The following is a 17,075-nucleotide window of genomic DNA, read 5'->3' as shown; positions in this document are numbered from 1 at the left end:
ATCATTGCAAACCGTCATGTTACGTCTACATTTTTCTTTTGTTATAATGCATTTAGACTTACAGCATATATTTATCGTTTTCATTCATTTATCTGCTTCATTTTTATTTGCTCCGAAACAACACTACGATATGGTTTTTTGGCTCTAGGTTTCCCTAGTACTTCGGACATAATAATGCCATTAATCAGCCCTTCTCGTGTAAAGTTATTTGCAACTTGCCGCTTCATTTTTTGCTTCTGCAAATGCCCTTCTGTCACTTGCCTCTGGCTTTGAACAGATTGTACTTGTCGGACTAGGTCTTCTATCGGCTCTTGCAAATCAGCTCCCATTTGCTCAGCTAATTGGTCCATTTGGCGTTGTTTTTGCTCAGAAGCCGATGCTGTTGATATAGACCCTCCTTCTCGTTCAGGACGTTTAGTAGGCTGGCTGCCTACCTTTGTAGCTCCTCCACCGAAAGGAGGAACGGGCTTATTCGGTTTCGTTCTTCGTTCATTTTCCTTATCTGTATCTTTATTAAAGGAATCTTTAAAAAAACCGATGATTCCAGCGATTGCTGCCAAAATAATAAACCCATTGCTAAAAATAGCTTCGAAGAGTCCTTCCATATAGTAACTCCTCCTTTACTGCTTGCAATTAATTTTGCTCATGATCATCGTTCCCATTTTCAGATAACTTGCCAATAGAATCACGCATATCTGTGTCAGCATCAATGTTCTTATAGTTCATATAATCCATCACACCAAGGTTACCTGAACGTAAAGCTTCAGCTAAAGCAAGTGGTACATCTGCTTCTGCTTCAACTACTTTTGCACGCATCTCTTGCACTCGAGCAAGCATTTCTTGTTCTTGAGCAACTGCCATTGCTCGACGCTCTTCGGCTTTTGCTTGGGCAATGTTTTTATCCGCTTCAGCTTGATCCGTTTGTAAAATGGCACCAATGTTCTTGCCAATATCAACATCTGCAATATCAATGGATAGTATTTCAAAAGCCGTACCAGCATCTAAGCCTCGATTTAGTACATTATGTGAAATGGAATCTGGGTTTTCTAATACTTCGGTATGAGCATGTGAGCTACCAATGGTACTTACAACTCCTTCTCCCACACGAGCTATTACCGTTTCCTCACCAGCACCACCTACTAAGCGATCTATATTAGCACGAACGGTTATTCTAGCTTTTGCTTTCACTTCAATTCCATCCATAGCAATACCAGCAATAAACGGGGTTTCAATTACCTTTGGATTAACACTCATTTGAACTGCTTCTAATACATCACGTCCCGCTAAATCAATCGCTGCTCCTCGTTCAAATGGCAGTTCAATGTTCGCACGATGCGCTGCAATTAATGCATTTACCACTCTATCGACATTACCACCAGCTAAATAATGGCTCTCCAGTTGATTTGTTTTAACATTTAACCCAGCCTTATGTGCTTTAATAAGTGGATTAATCACTCGATTTGGAACTACGCGACGAAGTCTCATTCCAACTAATTGAAAGATACCTACTTTCACTCCTGCTGCTAAAGCACTAATCCATAGCATAACTGGAATAAAAGTAAATAAAATAGCTACTGCAATTAAAATAACTGCGATAATTATTAACGGCATTAAGCTCTCTAAATCCATGTATTTTCCTCCTCATTACTATAATTAAATTATATAGTTAAACTAACCATTCGCCTGAATGTTTCTTTCCACACGAATAGAAGTTAAACCTCCTTTATTTCGCGTACTACTATACGTACACCTTCTACTTTTACAACTTTAACTTTTTTATTTCCATCAATAAATCGACCTTCTGAAATTACATCCAGACGTTCTTGATCAAATACAGCTGTACCAGAAGGGCGAAGTGGAGTAACGGTAATGCCTTCTAAACCGATTAATTCTAAGCGATTTACTGAAGATACGTATCCTTGCTCCGTTGTTGTTTGATCTTTAAGTATAATATGTCTGAAAATCCCTTTATCCATACCCATTCTTCTGAAAAGAATAATAGAAACAATTAATGATAATAAGAATGCAATTCCTATACTTAACGACATATGACCTATATCATATCCTGACATAAATAACGAGCCAATAATCGCACCTGCACCAATTAAACCTAATATACCACCAGGCACAAAAAACTCTGCGATAATGAGTCCAATGCCTAATATAAGTAAGATAACTGCTTCCATACCAGCTAAACCAGCCACAATATGTCCATAGAAAAATAATACAAGCGAAATAAGTCCCATAATTCCAGCTACACCGAATCCAGGTGAATACAGTTCTACAACAAGCCCTAAACTAGCAATAGATAGTAAAATTGGAATTACTACGGGATTTGTTAAAAATCTAGCTACTTCTTCTGCTAATGTTGGCTCTTTTTCCATAACTGTTGCGTTCTCTAAACTCAATTGTTGCAATAACTCTTCCCTATTATCAACAGTACCTTCTGAATACCCTACTTCTAATGCCTGTGATGGACCTAAAGTTAGAAACTTACCCTTCCCTGCATCTAGTTCCGGAAGATCAATAGACTCATCAGCCATAGCCATCGCATATTGAGGATCCCTTCCTTTTGATTCAGCCGCACTCTTCATGGAGGCTATCCAAGCAGATTGGGCTTTTTTATTAGCTGCATTACCATCTGATGTGATGACACCACTAGCTCCCATAGTTGCTTGGGGACGCATATATATTGTATCTGTATTTAAAGCAATGTAAGAGCCCGCTGATAAAGCACGATTCACAATAAATGAAGTAGTGGGAACATCTAAGTCCTGTAAAATCGTAGCAATTTCTCCAGCCGAGTCTACTCTTCCTCCTGGTGTATTAATCTCAAAAATAATATGATCAGTGCCTTCTTCTAATGCTTCTTCGGTCGCTCTATCTAAAAATGCCTGCAGGCCTCTTTCTACTTCTTTTTCTATTGGGATAATATGGACTGTTTTATGACTGGCGGTATTAGCATCTACGCCAGCACCAACATTGAATATAGTGACTAAAAACACGCATAAAACAAAAATATATGTATACACTTTTTTAGCAGTCATGTTCGTTCACCTCCTTCAATGATGTATCATGTCTATACGGAATTTGAAGTGCAAAGGTTTCAATTCACCCAAATTTATTAAAATATATCATAAATAAACGTTCTATACTATCTATTATGTAAGTTACATTCCATTGCTATTCCAACCGAATTTCCTATAATAAGAGTATACGTGCAAGAATGGAAAAATCATATTACAAAGACATGTGGATAATAATAGGAATAAGCGTTAATTTGCACAAGTATAAAGCGGTACTTATATGATGAAAAAAAGGCTGTTTCCTAAACGATTACAAAAGAAGATGAGAGGAAGGTCATGAGCTAAAAGCACATCGTTATTTCATTACGTTCAATTAAAATAGGCTGTTTTAGTAACAAAAGACCCTAATCAATCTTTTGACTAGGGTCTTTTTTTTAGTTACTTAACTGTTTTTGTACAAGTTTGTTAATTTGTGAGCCATCTGCTCTACCTTTAACCTTTGGCATAATTGCACTCATTACTTTTCCCATATCTTTTTTGGAAGTTGCGTTCACTTCTTCAATTGTTAATTTAACTATTGCCTCCAGCTCTTCATCCGTAAGCTGTTTTGGCATATATGTTTGCAGAATATCTAATTCTAATTCAACTTGTTGAACAAGATCATCGCGACTCGCTGATTTGAATTCTTGGAGGGAATCTTTTCTTTGCTTTACTTCTCTCGACAAGATCGAAATTTCTTCGTCTTCTGATAATGAGTCTTTTCCAAGTTTAATGGTTTCATTTTGAATAGAAGCTTTTACCATGCGAATCACACTAAGGGTTTGTTTATCTTTGTTCTTCATCGCCTGCTTCATATCTTGGTTTAATGTTTCGAGTAATGTCACTGATTACACCCTCTTTAGAATTTACGCTTTCTAGCAGCTTCAGATTTCTTTTTGCGACGCACACTTGGTTTTTCGTAGTGTTCACGCTTACGATATTCTTGCAATGTACCACTTTTGGATACACTACGCTTAAAGCGACGAAGAGCATCTTCAAGAGACTCGTTTTTACGAACGCGAGTTGTATTTGACATGCTAATTTCCCTCCCTCCGAAGCACAAAACAGATTGTACTAGCATATGACTTTCAATTCACATGCTTTTTAAAGTATAATATAATACTTTATTTTGGTCAACTGATTGTTTCCAAATAACCATTAATTTATGCATATTAATATGTGCTATCTCCTTGTTCATCGTTTAAAATAGCCACACCAGCGCTTGCGCCAATTCTTGTTGCACCTGCTTCTATCATTGCTTTCGTTGTTGCTAAATCTCGAACTCCACCAGAAGCCTTTACTCCCATATCTGGCCCTACAGTTTCTCGCATTAAACGAATATCTTCCACAGTTGCTCCGCCACCAGAAAAACCTGTCGATGTTTTAACAAAATCAGCCTTTGCTTGTTTGGCTAGTTGACAAGCAATTACCTTTTCCTCATCTGTTAACAAAGATGTTTCAATAATAACCTTCGTAAGGGCTTTGCCACTTGCTGCTTGCACAACTGCTTCTATGTCATTTAGAACTGTTTGCTTATCTCCTGATTTTAAAGCACCAATATTGATAACCATGTCTACTTCTGTAGCTCCATCTTCAATCGCTTTATTTGTCTCTGCCACTTTAGAAAATGTAGTAGTTGCTCCTAACGGGAAGCCAATGACGGTGCAAACTTTAACTTGTGTTGCTTTTAACTCATTATAACAGTAAGCAACCCAATATGGATTTACACAGACAGATGCAAAATGATGCTCCTTCGCTTCTTTTACAATTTGAGCTATTTTTTCTTTTGTAGTGTCAGGCTTTAATTGCGTATGGTCAATGTATGTTGCTAAATTTTCCAATTAAAATCTTCCCTTCTTCACTTAGTTGTACGTACCTCTTCACTAATATAGCATTATTTATGCAAGAAATCTATTAATGACTTGAAACTGCTTTCTCTTTTCATATTTTTGTTATATTTAATATGTTATATACTTTATTCCTAAACATTTACTAAATAAAACAAAAACCAGCAACAAGAACAAAAACTTTCAAAGTTTTGTTCTTGTTGCTGAAATGTTGCAATTAATATGTGACTACTTTATCATATGCCGTTTCATCTAACACTTTGACAAATGTTGCTTGATTAAGCGGGTAGCCTGCTTTTATAATTTTCACACGCACAAGTTTTCCAATCATATCTGGTGTACCAGAAAAAGCGACCTTTAAATAGTTATCTGTATAGCCGATTAATTGATTAGGGTGTTCTTCATCATGTGAATGTTCTTCTGGTATTACTTCTAATACTTCATTTTCATAATTTGTCGCATATGCTTTAGCCAGCTGATTCGATAATTCGATTAATTGATGAACGCGGTTGTTTTTTACTTCATCATCAACTTGATTTTCCATTCTTGCTGCTGGTGTCCCTGTTCTTCGAGAATAAGGAAAAACATGCAATTCGGAAAAACCAATTTCTTTAATAAAATCATAAGTCTCTTGAAATTCTTCATTTGTTTCCCCTGGAAAACCGACAATAACATCCGACGTTATCGCTAAACCAGGCAGAGCCTTCTTTAAGTTCAATACTTTTTCTTTATAGTAAGAACTTGAATATTTTCTACGCATTCTTGCTAAGACAGAGTCCGAGCCTGATTGTAATGGAATATGCAAATGGCTAACGACTTTCTCAGATTTATCCAACACTTCTATCACTTCATCCGTGATTTGACTAGCTTCAATGGATGAAATACGAATTCGTTTTAATCCATCAACTTTTGTTTCTAAATCACGTAGGAGCATGGCAAAATTATAGTCTTTCATATCTTCTCCATATCCTGCCGTATGAATACCAGTTAATACAATTTCTTTATATCCTGCATTTACAAGCTTTTGCGCTTGTTCAAGTACATTTTGTGGATCCCTTGAGCGTAAGAGCCCACGTGACCACGGAATAATACAGAAAGTACAGAAATTATTACATCCTTCTTGAATTTTCAAAGAAGCCCTAGTACGATCAGAAAAGTCAGGTACATCCATTTCTTCAAAGACTCTATTCTTCATTATATTAGAAACGCCATTTACTGGTTCTTTTGATTTTTTATGCTGTTCAATATAATGGATCATATGTTTTCGATCCTGCGTACCCACAACTACATCCACCCCAGGAATTTCCATGATTTCTCCTGGAGAAGTTTGTGCATAACAACCAGTAACGCACACAACAGCGTCTGGGTTTTTTCGAATCGCTCTACGTATAACCTGTCTACTTTTCTTATCTCCTGTATTTGTAACCGTGCATGTATTAATCACATATACATCAGAATTACGATCAAAATCAACTCTCTCATAACCCTGTTCCTTAAACATGTTCCATATACCTTCTGTTTCATAATGGTTTACTTTACAACCCAATGTATGAAAAGCTACGGTTGGCATCATGAACACCTCATTTCTTCAAAGTGGTACGAAATACTTGCTAATGTATATAAAGCAGCAGTTTCTGCTCTTAAAATTCTTGGTCCAAGTCGAACTGGTTTAAATTTATTTTCTTTTAGCATGTTCGCTTCTTCATTTGAAAAACCGCCTTCAGGACCAATGCAAATAAGTATACTTTGTCTATTTTGAATTCTTTGCAACACAGACCCTAAGGATTGATAGTGGTCAGCCTTAGCCTCTTCTTCATAAGCAAATAACATGACATCAAAATTCTTTCCAACTTCAATTACTTCTTTAAGCCCCCTACAAGGTTCAACAGTAGGGATCTTGTTCCGGTGACTTTGTTCACTTGCCTCTTTAACAATTTTATGCCATCGCTTTAATTTCTTATCTTTCCGCTTCTCATCCCATTTTACAATGGAACGAGCTGCTTGAAAAGGTAAAAAACAATTTGCCCCTAGTTCCGTCCCTTTTTGCAAAACCCATTCCAGCTTATCACTTTTTGGCAATGCTTGAGCAATTGCGACATTTACTGGTAATTCCGTATGATCATTTAACCAACTGACAATGTCAGCAAAAACTACCTGATTATCTAAGATTGTAATCTTACAAATAGCCGCTTGTCCATCAGGATGATTACAAATAATTTCATCTCCTACTTGGAATCGCATAACACGCATAATATGGTGCGCATCATCTCCAGTAATCTTAATGGTTTTATCAGCCCATGTATGTGCAGGTACAAAATATCGCTGCAATAGTTTCACCTTCTTCTACTCATAACTAGGTTTACGTGCAACAAGCGAAACCCAATCTTCTAATTCATTGCTCTGAATTATTTCAAACCCTTGTTGTTCCAAATGTTGCTTGACGAATTGTTTTTTAGCCTGCGTTATACCTGAGGTAATGAAATGACCTCCAGGTTTTAGTTGGCTCCATGCTTTTTCAACAAATCGAACAATTATTTCCGCTAAAATATTAGAAACGATCAAATCTGCTTCTACTGTAACATGGTCTAATAAATTTTTTTGTTTAGCAGTAATTTTCATTTCTACATTGTTTACTTTAGCGTTTAACACCGTACTGTTTACGGCAACATCATCTAGATCGTACGCATAGACATGATTAGCACCTAGTAAAGCCGCTGTAATACTTAAAACACCTGACCCTGAACCGACATCTATTACTGTATCATTTTCCTTTAGGAACTGTTCTAACGCTTGAATACTTAGTACTGTAGTCGGATGAGTCCCTGTACCAAAAGCCATACCTGGATCCAATTCAATAATCATTTCATCTGTATCTACAGGTTGATATGCTTCCCACGTCGGTTTTATCGTAATTTTTTTTGATATTTTCACAGGCTTATAATACTTTTTCCAAGCAGTTGCCCATTCTTCTTCATGAACTTCACTTAATGTGATTTGGTTTCTGCCTAAATCAATATCGTATAACATTAAATTATTTATGGCCTGTTTAATTTCTTCTACCGTCTCACCGAGAAAACTATTCATAGGAAGATAAGCTTTTATATAAACCCCTTCGTCAGGATATTGTTCTGGATCTAATTCATATACTTCTCCAAATGTGGAGGTGTGCTCCCTTACTAAATCCATCGCATCTTCAATCACCAGACCGCTAGCTCCGTTTTCATGTAAAATGTTCGATATTGGTTCAATCGCTTCATTTGTCGTATGGATACAAAGCTCTGACCACTTCATATGGATACACCCTTTTCTTATTAGAAAAACGAAGGCATGTCATCAAGTCTTTATGACGATAAAAACCGTCGTTTTGTTTATATGATTACCTTAAAAAATTTATCCTTTTTTATAGTGTTAAAAGGAAACTCGGCTTTTGCCTCGTTTCCTATGGAAATAATGGTATTGCCTACACCTTTTGCTAACCATTTATGATAGTATTTTGCTTAATTATACATTGGACATCATTTGAACTGTTTCACTGCTACAATGTAACTTTTATATAGCTGTGTGGAAGCACACAGCTATTCACTTTTAAATGCTTTTTTAAAACGTTCAAATAAGGAACTATCTTGTTCATCTGCCGCTTCGTTACCACCAATTTGATTAAATTCACGCAATAATTCCTTTTGGCGATCTGTCAATTTCGTAGGTGTTATTACTTTCACTTTAATATGCTGATCTCCATGACCGTAACCTCTCACATTTGGTGCACCTTTGCCTTTTAAACGAAAAATTTTGCCCGATTGGGTTCCAGCAGGTATCTTAAGCTTCACTTTTCCATGCACAGTTGGTACTTCTACTTCATCACCAAGAGCAGCTTGTGCAAAAGTTAAAGGTAGCTCGCAATATATATCGTCGCCTTCTCTGCTGAAGAAATCATGTGGTTTAATTTGTACAACAACAAATAAGTCGCCTGGAGGGCCACCATTAACTCCCGCTTCTCCTTTACCTGACACGCGAATTTGTTGCCCCTCATCTATTCCAGCTGGTATCGAAATATGAATGGTACGACGTTTCTTCACTCTTCCAGTACCGCCACATGTAGTACACTTGTCTGGAATAATTTTACCTGATCCATTGCAATGATGACACACTCTGCGATTAACTACCTTACCGAACGGCGTATTCTGTTCCATATTCAATTGACCTGATCCATTACAATGTGAACAAGTTTTTGCCTTTGTTCCAGGCTTAGCTCCTGTACCTGTACAAGTATCGCATGTTTCCTCTTTTGGAATGGTGATATCTGCTTCTTTTCCAAAAATAGCTTCTTCAAAACCTAATTGCATCGTATATTGCAAATCCGCTCCTTGTTGAGGAGCATTTGGGTCTCTTCTTCGACCTCCACCTCCGAAAAACATGTCAAATATATCACCAAAACCACCACCGAAATCTTGCGCACCACCAAATCCTCCAAAACCTTGGCTTTGTGGTCCAGCATGGCCAAATTGATCATATTGAGATCTTTTTTGGTCATCACTTAATACTTCATAAGCTTCTTTTGCTTCTTTAAACTTATCAGCAGCACCTGCTTCTTTATTAACATCTGGATGGTATTTTCTTGCTAATTTACGATACGCTTTTTTTATCTCATCCTTAGACGCTCCCTTTTCAACTCCAAGGACTTCATAATAGTCTCGTTTACTCACTTGATCACTCTCCCCGTTACACACTTTTGCATAGCTTTTATCTTACCACCATCTATAAGCGTGTGCAAATATACGCATATAGATCAACGTGTAAAAAGTCAAAGCCAAGAGAATCCTGACTTTGACTTTTATAGTACCGAATAGATGTAGAGAAAACATCTACTCTTTCATTCATTTTTCCGTTCTTCGTACTTATTTTTTATCTTTGTCTTCTTTATCATCTACTTCTTGATATTCTGCATCCACAACATCATCATCGTCACTATTTGACTCTTGTGAATCTTGTTGAGCTTGTTGTTCTTGTGCCATTTGCTCATACAATTTAACAGAAAGCTGTTGCACTTGTTCTTGTAATGCTTCTTTCTTTTCTTTGATCTTATCCATATCATCTGCTTCAAGTGCAGATTTCAACTCTTCTTTAGCAGCTTCTGCTTTTTGTTTTTCTTCATCAGAGACTTTATCTCCAAGATCTTTAATTGTTTTATCCGTTGTAAAGATTAGTTGATCAGCTTCATTACGCAATTCAATTTCTTCACGACGTTTCTTATCTGCTTCTGCATTTTCTTCCGCTTCTTTTACCATTTTTTCTACTTCTTCATCAGAAAGACCAGAAGAAGATTTAATGGTAATAGACTGCTCCTTATTTGTACCTAAATCTTTAGCGCGGACGTTGACAATACCATTTGCATCAATATCAAAAGTTACTTCTATTTGTGGAACTCCACGTGGTGCTGGTGGAATGTCAGTTAATTGGAAACGACCCAATGTCTTGTTATCAGCTGCCATCTCACGTTCACCTTGCAATACATGAATATCAACGGCTGTTTGGTTATCAGCTGCTGTTGAAAAGATTTGTGAGTGACTTGTTGGAATGGTTGTATTTCGTTCAATAAGTTTGGTTGTTACACCACCCATTGTTTCAATACCTAAAGAAAGTGGCGTTACGTCTAATAATACAACATCTTTTACATCACCTTGCAGAACACCACCTTGAATAGCTGCGCCAAGCGCAACAACTTCATCTGGGTTTACCCCTTTAGATGGTTCTTTACCGATGACACGTTTAATAGCTTCTTGAACAGCTGGAATTCTTGTAGAACCGCCAACTAAAATAACTTTGTCAATATCATTAGCTGTGTAATCTGCATCTGATAATGCTTTGCGAGTAGGGACCATCGTACGCTCAACAAGATCAGAAGAGAGTTCTTCAAATTTCGCTCTTGTTAAAGTCATTTCTAAGTGTAGAGGACCCGCCTCACCCGCTGTAATAAACGGTAAAGAGATTTGTGTTTGTGATACTCCAGATAGTTCTTTTTTCGCTTTTTCAGCGGCATCTTTCAAACGTTGTGTAGCCATTTTATCCTTGGATAAATCAATGCCATTTTCTTTCTTAAATTCTTGTACCATATGGTCAATGATAACCTGGTCAAAATCGTCACCACCTAGACGATTATCTCCAGCTGTAGAAACAACTTCAAATGTACCGTCGCCAATATCTAAAATAGAAACGTCAAATGTTCCTCCACCTAGATCATATACTAAAATTGTTTGATCTTCATTTTCTTTATCGATTCCATATGCTAACGCTGCTGCTGTAGGTTCATTAATAATCCGTTCAACTTCCAAACCTGCAATCTTACCGGCATCTTTCGTAGCTTGACGTTCTGCATCATTAAAATATGCTGGAACTGTAATAACAGCCTTTTCTACTTTTTCTCCAATATAGTCTTCTGCATAAGACTTAAGGTGTTGAAGTATAATAGCTGACACTTCTTGTGGTGTATATTCTTTATCTTCAATTTTTACCTTGTAATCTGTGCCCATATGACGTTTAATAGATTGGATCGTATTTGGGTTGGTAATTGCTTGACGCTTTGCCACTTCCCCAACTTGTCTTTCCCCATTTTTAAACGCTACAACAGAAGGCGTTGTCCGGTTCCCTTCAGGGTTTGGGATAACAACAGATTCGCCACCTTCCATTACTGCGACACAAGAGTTTGTTGTACCTAAGTCAATACCAATTATTTTACTCATTGTCATTTCCTCCTTAGCTAGCAAGACGATTATTTATTTACTTTTACCATTGCTGGTCGAATAACACGATCTTTTAATTTATAGCCTTTTTGCAATTCTTCTACAACGATATTTGATGGCTTATCTTCAGCTTCTATTTGCATAACAGCATGATGTACATTTGGATCAAATTCTTCCCCAACAGCTGTAATTTCTTCAGCGCCTTGAGAAGCTAACGCATCTTTTATTTGCTTATAAACCATCGATATACCATCAATTATACTTGCAGTGGCTTCTGTTTTTTCAACTTGTAAGGCACGCTCGAAGTTATCTAAAGCAGGTAGTAATTCTTGAATTAAATCCTGTGATTGATATTTAAGAGCTGCTTCACGCTCTTTGACCGTGCGCTTTTTGAAATTATCATATTCAGCTTGAACACGAAGTAACTTTTGATAAAGTTCCTCTTTTTCTGCTTGAAGTGCTTTTATTTTTGATTGTAGTTCTGAATCTGCGTCACTGTCATTCGCTTCGTCTGTATCATCTTTATCTAATACTTCTACAGATTCCGCTGCTTCTTCCACTACTTCTTCCTGTTTATCATCATTTTCAGTAGCGGTATTTGTGTTTTTTTCCTGTTCCTCCACGCCTGACACCTCCATTTTAAACTAACCATCATACACTATAACACGTTCTAGACTGAGAACGAAACAATAGGGGCTCATTATTTTTTCTTTCCTAACGCACGTTTTATTAGTACAACGTAGCTTATTGATGACGAAGAAACTGCTACAGAGGACGCAGAGCCATCAAAGCTTCCTAACGTATAAGTTAATCTTCATCTTTATATCTCGTATATAATACGTCTGTCATTTCATTCGAAAGGATACTTAATAATGAAATTACTTTGCGATATTCCATTCTCGTGGGACCAAGTAATGCGATTGTCCCCATTTGCCCTTCTCCTAAATGATAAGCGGCAGTAATTAAACTCAAATCTTTTATCGCTGCAACATCATTTTCTTGACCGATAGATACTTTAATGCCTTCGCTAGATTGCTTTAATAAATTCACTATCTCATCTTCATTTTCAATCATGGTGTAAAATGCTCGTATCTTATCAACATCATTGAACTCTGGTTGCATTAACATATTGGATTTTCCGCCTATATATAATTTGACAGGATGATCTTGTAAGAATGCTCCTTTTAAATGTTGATAGGAGTTATTTAAATCGGAAACATACTTCTGCATCATCGCTTCAATTCCCGCATTAAATTTTTCAGCCAACTGCAAAATTGGAACACCATGCAACTGATCATTTAAAATATTTACCATTTTCTCTAGGTCTGAACTATCTATTTCTTCTGGAATAGAAAATGCACGATGTTCTACATGACCTGTATTTGTAACGAGTATCGCTACGGCAGTACTGACTGACAAAGGTATAATTTGAATTTGTTTCAGTTTTGTTTCAAAGATTTCAGGCCCCAGTATGATGGAAGTGTAGTTGGTCAACTTTGATAATACTTCTGCAGACATTTGTACAATTTGTTCAAATTCAAAAAAACCATCTTGAATCATGTGTTTAATTACATTGCCTTCTTGGTGTAGGATATTTGGTGAAATGAGGTGGTCCACATAATAACGATATCCTTTTTCAGAAGGAATGCGTCCTGATGAAGAATGAGTTTTCTCAAGAAATCCCAGGTCTTCTAAATCTGCCATTTCATTACGAATGGTAGCAGCACTATATGGAATCACTTCTTTCTTGGCAATAGCACGTGAGCCAACTGGATGTGCCGACTCGATGAAATCATCAATTATGACTTGTAGAATTAATAACTGCCTTTCTGTTAACATGATGATCACCTCTGTTAGCACTCATTGCTTTCGAGTGCTAATGCTAATAATAAATTATCAAATCCACATTTTTTTGTCAATAAAATGGCATGAAAGCAATTAGAAATCTTTTTAATGAAGCAGCCAAAAGATTATCCTATTTGTAATAAAAATTACATGTTTAGTAGGAGATTACTGTCTTTCTACTGTTCATACAAACAAACAACAGCGCCAATACACAACGCATTATTTTAGCTATAACGTATCTTCATCAATTTTACTTCAATGTCATTTTTATCATAAATAATCGGTGTATATACATCTACTACACAAGCTATTTTGTATCTATCCAAATACCAGATCGTCTAACAAAAACCTTTCAAATACTTCATTAGCTACTATTTTACCTTCTTCTGATAATGCTATTTGGTCTTCTCGCTCTAGTAACCATCCACGTTGCACAAGTTCATCTATAGATGGACGATATAATTTATCCATAGATACACCAAATTTATGTGTAAACTGACGTTTGCTTACCCCTTCCATTCTACGTAAACCGAGAAACATTTCTTCTTCTATTTGCTCTTTTTTCCCAATTGTATCTACATGTAAAACAGGTTTTCCATCTTTGTTAACTTGTTTAATATAAGCCGGTAAAGGTCGAATATTACCATATCGTTTGCCAGGTAGATAACCGTACGCTCCTGCCCCAAACCCATAATAAAAATTGTTATTCCAATATGTCAAATTATGTTTGCTTTCAAAACCTCGCTTAGCAAAATTACTAATTTCATACTGATTTAAGCCGTTTTTCGCCGCAGTTGTTTTTAAAATATCATACATTCTTACCTCATCTTCTTGAGGTGGTCGAGGGAGATTTCCTTTTTTATAACGCTGATAAAAAACGGTTTTAGGTTCAATTTGCAAAGCATATGTTGAAAGATGTGGCAAATCCAAGTTCATAGCCTTTGTTAATGAGTCTTTAAAATGAGTAACTGTTTGATTCGGAAGGGCATATATCAAGTCAGTACTGATGTTATGAATTCCATAATCTTGTAATAATGAAACGGTATCATACACATCTTTTACAGTGTGAATTCTTCCAAGTGTCTTTAACATCTCATTATCAAACACTTGTACACCAAGTGAAACTCGATTCACCCCATAGGCTCTTAGCAAAGCAACCTTCTCTTTGCTGAAATCTCCAGGGTTTGCTTCAATGGTAAATTCTTCACATTCATGAAGATCGAATATTTCTGCAATATGACGGAGAACAGCCTCTAACTGCGGAACGGTTAAAGCAGTAGGCGTTCCACCTCCGATAAAAATCGTCTTTACTTTCTTTTCCTTTTCAGGTACGTAGGTAGACATTTCTTTTTTTAACGCATCAACATAATCATTTGCCAATTGTTCATTATAAAAAAACTTCGTAAAATCACAGTAATGACATATTTGTTGGCAAAATGGGATATGAATATAGACAGAATGTATTGGTATCATAAAATGCTCCTTCTTTAAAATCAAATTAGCAATGCTTATATAAAACTTGAGCTAAATACGCGCTACTATGATTTTATTTCTAACATAGTGCAATTCTTCAATCAAACTAGCAATAAAAACGATAAAAAACGTTCTACCGCCAACACTTCACAATAATTACAATATGGCAGTAGAACGTTAAATTTATTTAATTATCATCCATTTCCAAAACAGCCATAAATGCTTCTTGAGGTACTTCAACAGAACCAACCATCTTCATCCGTCTTTTTCCTTCTTTTTGTTTCTCCAATAGTTTCCTCTTTCTTGAAATATCCCCACCATAACACTTGGATAAAACATTTTTTCGCATTGCTTTAATAGTAGATCTAGCAATGATTTTGTTACCAATTGCCGCTTGTACCGGGACTTCAAATTGCTGTCTAGGGATAAGATCTTTTAATTTGTCTACAATATGCTTACCGCGTTCATAAGCAAAGTCCCTGTGAACAATAAACGATAGTGCATCAATTGTATCCCCATTTAATAAAATATCCATTTTAACTAGCTTGGATGCCTGATAACCAATTAAGTCATAGTCAAATGAAGCATAGCCTTTCGTTTGCGACTTTAATTGGTCAAAGAAATCATACACAATCTCTGACAACGGAATATGGTAAATAACATTAACACGAATATCATCTAAATATTCCATATCCATAAATTGACCGCGCTTTTTTTGAGCAATTTCCATAACAGAACCGACATATTCGTTTGGAACCATTATCGTTGCTTTCACATAAGGCTCTCTTACTTCTTTAATCTGTTGTGGGTCCGGCATAAATGCTGGATTATCAACGTTGATTGTTGTCCCATCCGTTTGCTCTACTTCATAAATAACACTTGGAGCCGTAGTAATTAGACTAATGTTAAATTCTCTTTCAATGCGCTCTTGAATGATTTCCATATGCAATAGCCCTAAAAATCCGCAACGAAAACCAAAACCTAGCGCTTGCGATGTTTCAGCTTCATATTGTAGGGATGAGTCGTTTAATTCTAAACGTTCTAAAGCTTCTCGTAAATCATTATAGTTCTTGGAATCTACAGGATACAATCCACAAAAGACCATTGGATTTAAACGTTTATATCCAGGCAATGGTTCTTTAGCTGGGCGTTCTACTAATGTAACCGTATCACCAACTCTTGAATCCCCAACATTTTTTATGGAAGCAGTTAAGTATCCTACATCTCCAACAATCAATTCGTCTTTATTTACTGGTTTTGGTCTAAAAACACCTAATTCATTCACTTCGAATTCCTTTCCAGTGGCCATCATCTTGATTTTATCGCCAACCTTCAAAGAGCCTTCTTTAATACAAACATAAGCTATAACTCCGCGATACGGGTCGTACATAGAATCAAAAATCAATGCTTTAAGGGGTTCTTCTGAATCGCCTTCAGGTGCAGGGATCGCCTCAATAACACGTTCTAAGATTTCATCAATTCCTATATTCGCTTTCGCAGAAGCTAAAATAACATCATCTTTATCGATACCGATGACATCTTCAAGTTCCTGTTTCACCCGTTCTGGATCTGCGCTTGGTAAATCAATTTTATTAATTACGGGTATGATTTCCAAATCGTTATCCAATGCCAAATATACGTTAGCTAGTGTTTGTGCTTCAATTCCTTGTGCTGCATCCACAACTAGAATAGCACCTTCACAAGCAGCAAGACTTCTGGATACTTCATATGTAAAATCAACATGACCAGGTGTGTCAATTAAATGAAAAAGGTATTCTTCTCCAGCATTACTTTGATAATTCAGTTGTACAGCATTTAATTTAATGGTAATACCACGTTCTCTCTCTAAATCCATTGCATCTAAAAGCTGATCTTTCATTTCTCGTTGCGTAATAGCTTTTGTACGCTCTAAAATACGGTCAGCTAACGTTGACTTTCCATGGTCAATATGAGCGATAATTGAAAAATTACGCACATTTCTTTGAATTTCTGCCATTAATGATGTTCACTCCTACTTTTTCTACCAGCCTCTTTACTTGTAGAAAACCTTAATTATCGACGAGAATGACTAGGTTAGATTATAGCAATAGAAACAATGATATTCAAGA

At 36.4% G+C, this 17,075-nt stretch carries 15 protein-coding genes; all 15 read right to left on the bottom strand.

All coding sequences use genetic code 11. The features are described from left to right. Positions 1-80: 80 nt before the first annotated feature. The 15 genes from D9780_RS07025 to lepA all read right to left on the bottom strand — a co-directional run bounded on the left by D9780_RS07025 (position 81) and on the right by lepA (position 16,963). Positions 81-605 carry a hypothetical protein gene (locus D9780_RS07025; protein ID WP_121639723.1) on the bottom strand — a complete coding sequence of 175 codons (525 nt, stop codon included), beginning with the start codon at positions 603-605 and terminating at the stop codon, positions 81-83. A 28-nt stretch (positions 606-633) separates the two neighbouring features. After that, positions 634-1,629 (bottom strand): flotillin-like protein FloA, encoded by a 996-nt coding sequence (gene floA / locus D9780_RS07020; RefSeq protein ID WP_073004480.1) that lies wholly within the window; start codon positions 1,627-1,629, stop codon positions 634-636. 83 nt (positions 1,630-1,712) lie between these two features. Next, positions 1,713-3,047: an NfeD family protein gene (locus D9780_RS07015; protein ID WP_073004482.1), complete on the bottom strand. Its 1,335-nt coding sequence runs from the start codon at positions 3,045-3,047 to the stop codon at positions 1,713-1,715. A gap of 413 nt (positions 3,048-3,460) precedes the next feature. After that, entirely contained in the window at positions 3,461-3,910 is a 450-nt protein-coding gene (locus tag D9780_RS07010; protein ID WP_073004484.1) for a GatB/YqeY domain-containing protein, read from the bottom strand. A gap of 14 nt (positions 3,911-3,924) precedes the next feature. After that, positions 3,925-4,101, bottom strand: coding sequence for a 30S ribosomal protein S21 (gene rpsU, locus D9780_RS07005; RefSeq protein WP_019377991.1), 177 nt, complete (start codon positions 4,099-4,101; stop codon positions 3,925-3,927). Between the two features lie 136 nt (positions 4,102-4,237). Continuing rightward, on the bottom strand, positions 4,238-4,906 hold the full coding sequence (gene deoC, locus D9780_RS07000; protein ID WP_073004485.1) for a deoxyribose-phosphate aldolase: 669 nt from the start codon (positions 4,904-4,906) through the stop codon (positions 4,238-4,240). A gap of 223 nt (positions 4,907-5,129) precedes the next feature. Beyond that, a complete protein-coding gene (gene mtaB / locus D9780_RS06995; protein ID WP_073004487.1) occupies positions 5,130-6,482 on the bottom strand; it encodes a tRNA (N(6)-L-threonylcarbamoyladenosine(37)-C(2))-methylthiotransferase MtaB in 1,353 nt (450 codons plus the stop codon). Then, the gene (locus tag D9780_RS06990) at positions 6,482-7,240 is read right to left on the bottom strand and encodes a 16S rRNA (uracil(1498)-N(3))-methyltransferase (protein ID WP_121639722.1); all 759 of its coding nucleotides are present in this window, start codon (positions 7,238-7,240) and stop codon (positions 6,482-6,484) included. Before D9780_RS06990 ends, mtaB begins: the two co-directional genes overlap by 1 nt. Positions 7,241-7,255: 15 nt before the next feature. Further along, a complete protein-coding gene (gene prmA / locus D9780_RS06985) occupies positions 7,256-8,203 on the bottom strand; it encodes a 50S ribosomal protein L11 methyltransferase (protein ID WP_121639721.1) in 948 nt (315 codons plus the stop codon). A gap of 284 nt (positions 8,204-8,487) precedes the next feature. After that, positions 8,488-9,615 carry a molecular chaperone DnaJ gene (dnaJ, locus tag D9780_RS06980; RefSeq protein WP_116277513.1) on the bottom strand — a complete coding sequence of 376 codons (1,128 nt, stop codon included), beginning with the start codon at positions 9,613-9,615 and terminating at the stop codon, positions 8,488-8,490. Between the two features lie 192 nt (positions 9,616-9,807). Further along, a complete protein-coding gene (gene dnaK / locus D9780_RS06975) occupies positions 9,808-11,649 on the bottom strand; it encodes a molecular chaperone DnaK (protein WP_073004493.1) in 1,842 nt (613 codons plus the stop codon). A gap of 29 nt (positions 11,650-11,678) precedes the next feature. Continuing rightward, positions 11,679-12,287 carry a nucleotide exchange factor GrpE gene (gene grpE, locus D9780_RS06970; RefSeq protein ID WP_121639720.1) on the bottom strand — a complete coding sequence of 203 codons (609 nt, stop codon included), beginning with the start codon at positions 12,285-12,287 and terminating at the stop codon, positions 11,679-11,681. Positions 12,288-12,456: 169 nt separating this feature from the next. Next, on the bottom strand, positions 12,457-13,488 hold the full coding sequence (hrcA, locus tag D9780_RS06965) for a heat-inducible transcriptional repressor HrcA (protein ID WP_073004496.1): 1,032 nt from the start codon (positions 13,486-13,488) through the stop codon (positions 12,457-12,459). A 324-nt stretch (positions 13,489-13,812) separates the two neighbouring features. Continuing rightward, on the bottom strand, positions 13,813-14,967 hold the full coding sequence (hemW, locus tag D9780_RS06960) for a radical SAM family heme chaperone HemW (RefSeq protein WP_121639719.1): 1,155 nt from the start codon (positions 14,965-14,967) through the stop codon (positions 13,813-13,815). A 187-nt stretch (positions 14,968-15,154) separates the two neighbouring features. Beyond that, entirely contained in the window at positions 15,155-16,963 is a 1,809-nt protein-coding gene (lepA, locus tag D9780_RS06955; RefSeq protein WP_073004507.1) for a translation elongation factor 4, read from the bottom strand. Positions 16,964-17,075: the final 112 nt, after the last annotated feature.

This window comes from Virgibacillus sp. Bac330 (assembly GCF_003667845.1).
Taxonomy (GTDB): domain Bacteria; phylum Bacillota; class Bacilli; order Bacillales; family Amphibacillaceae; genus Virgibacillus; species Virgibacillus chiguensis.
The sequence above is the reverse complement of the archived record's forward strand: the minus strand, read 5'-3'. Positions and strand labels throughout refer to the sequence as shown.

Bases quoted from the DNA above. Each gene is read 5' to 3' on its own strand.
- floA (WP_073004480.1), bottom strand. From the start codon at position 1,629: ATGGATTTAGAGAGCTTAATGCCGTTAATAATTATCGCAGTTATTTTA.
- lepA (WP_073004507.1), bottom strand. From the start codon at position 16,963: ATGGCAGAAATTCAAAGAAATGTGCGTAATTTTTCAATTATCGCTCAT.
- prmA (WP_121639721.1), bottom strand. From the start codon at position 8,203: ATGAAGTGGTCAGAGCTTTGTATCCATACGACAAATGAAGCGATTGAA.
- D9780_RS07015 (WP_073004482.1), bottom strand. From the start codon at position 3,047: ATGACTGCTAAAAAAGTGTATACATATATTTTTGTTTTATGCGTGTTT.
- rpsU (WP_019377991.1), bottom strand. From the start codon at position 4,101: ATGTCAAATACAACTCGCGTTCGTAAAAACGAGTCTCTTGAAGATGCT.
- hrcA (WP_073004496.1), bottom strand. From the start codon at position 13,488: ATGTTAACAGAAAGGCAGTTATTAATTCTACAAGTCATAATTGATGAT.
- mtaB (WP_073004487.1), bottom strand. From the start codon at position 6,482: ATGCCAACCGTAGCTTTTCATACATTGGGTTGTAAAGTAAACCATTAT.
- D9780_RS07025 (WP_121639723.1), bottom strand. From the start codon at position 605: ATGGAAGGACTCTTCGAAGCTATTTTTAGCAATGGGTTTATTATTTTG.
- grpE (WP_121639720.1), bottom strand. From the start codon at position 12,287: ATGGAGGTGTCAGGCGTGGAGGAACAGGAAAAAAACACAAATACCGCT.
- hemW (WP_121639719.1), bottom strand. From the start codon at position 14,967: ATGATACCAATACATTCTGTCTATATTCATATCCCATTTTGCCAACAA.
- dnaK (WP_073004493.1), bottom strand. From the start codon at position 11,649: ATGAGTAAAATAATTGGTATTGACTTAGGTACAACAAACTCTTGTGTC.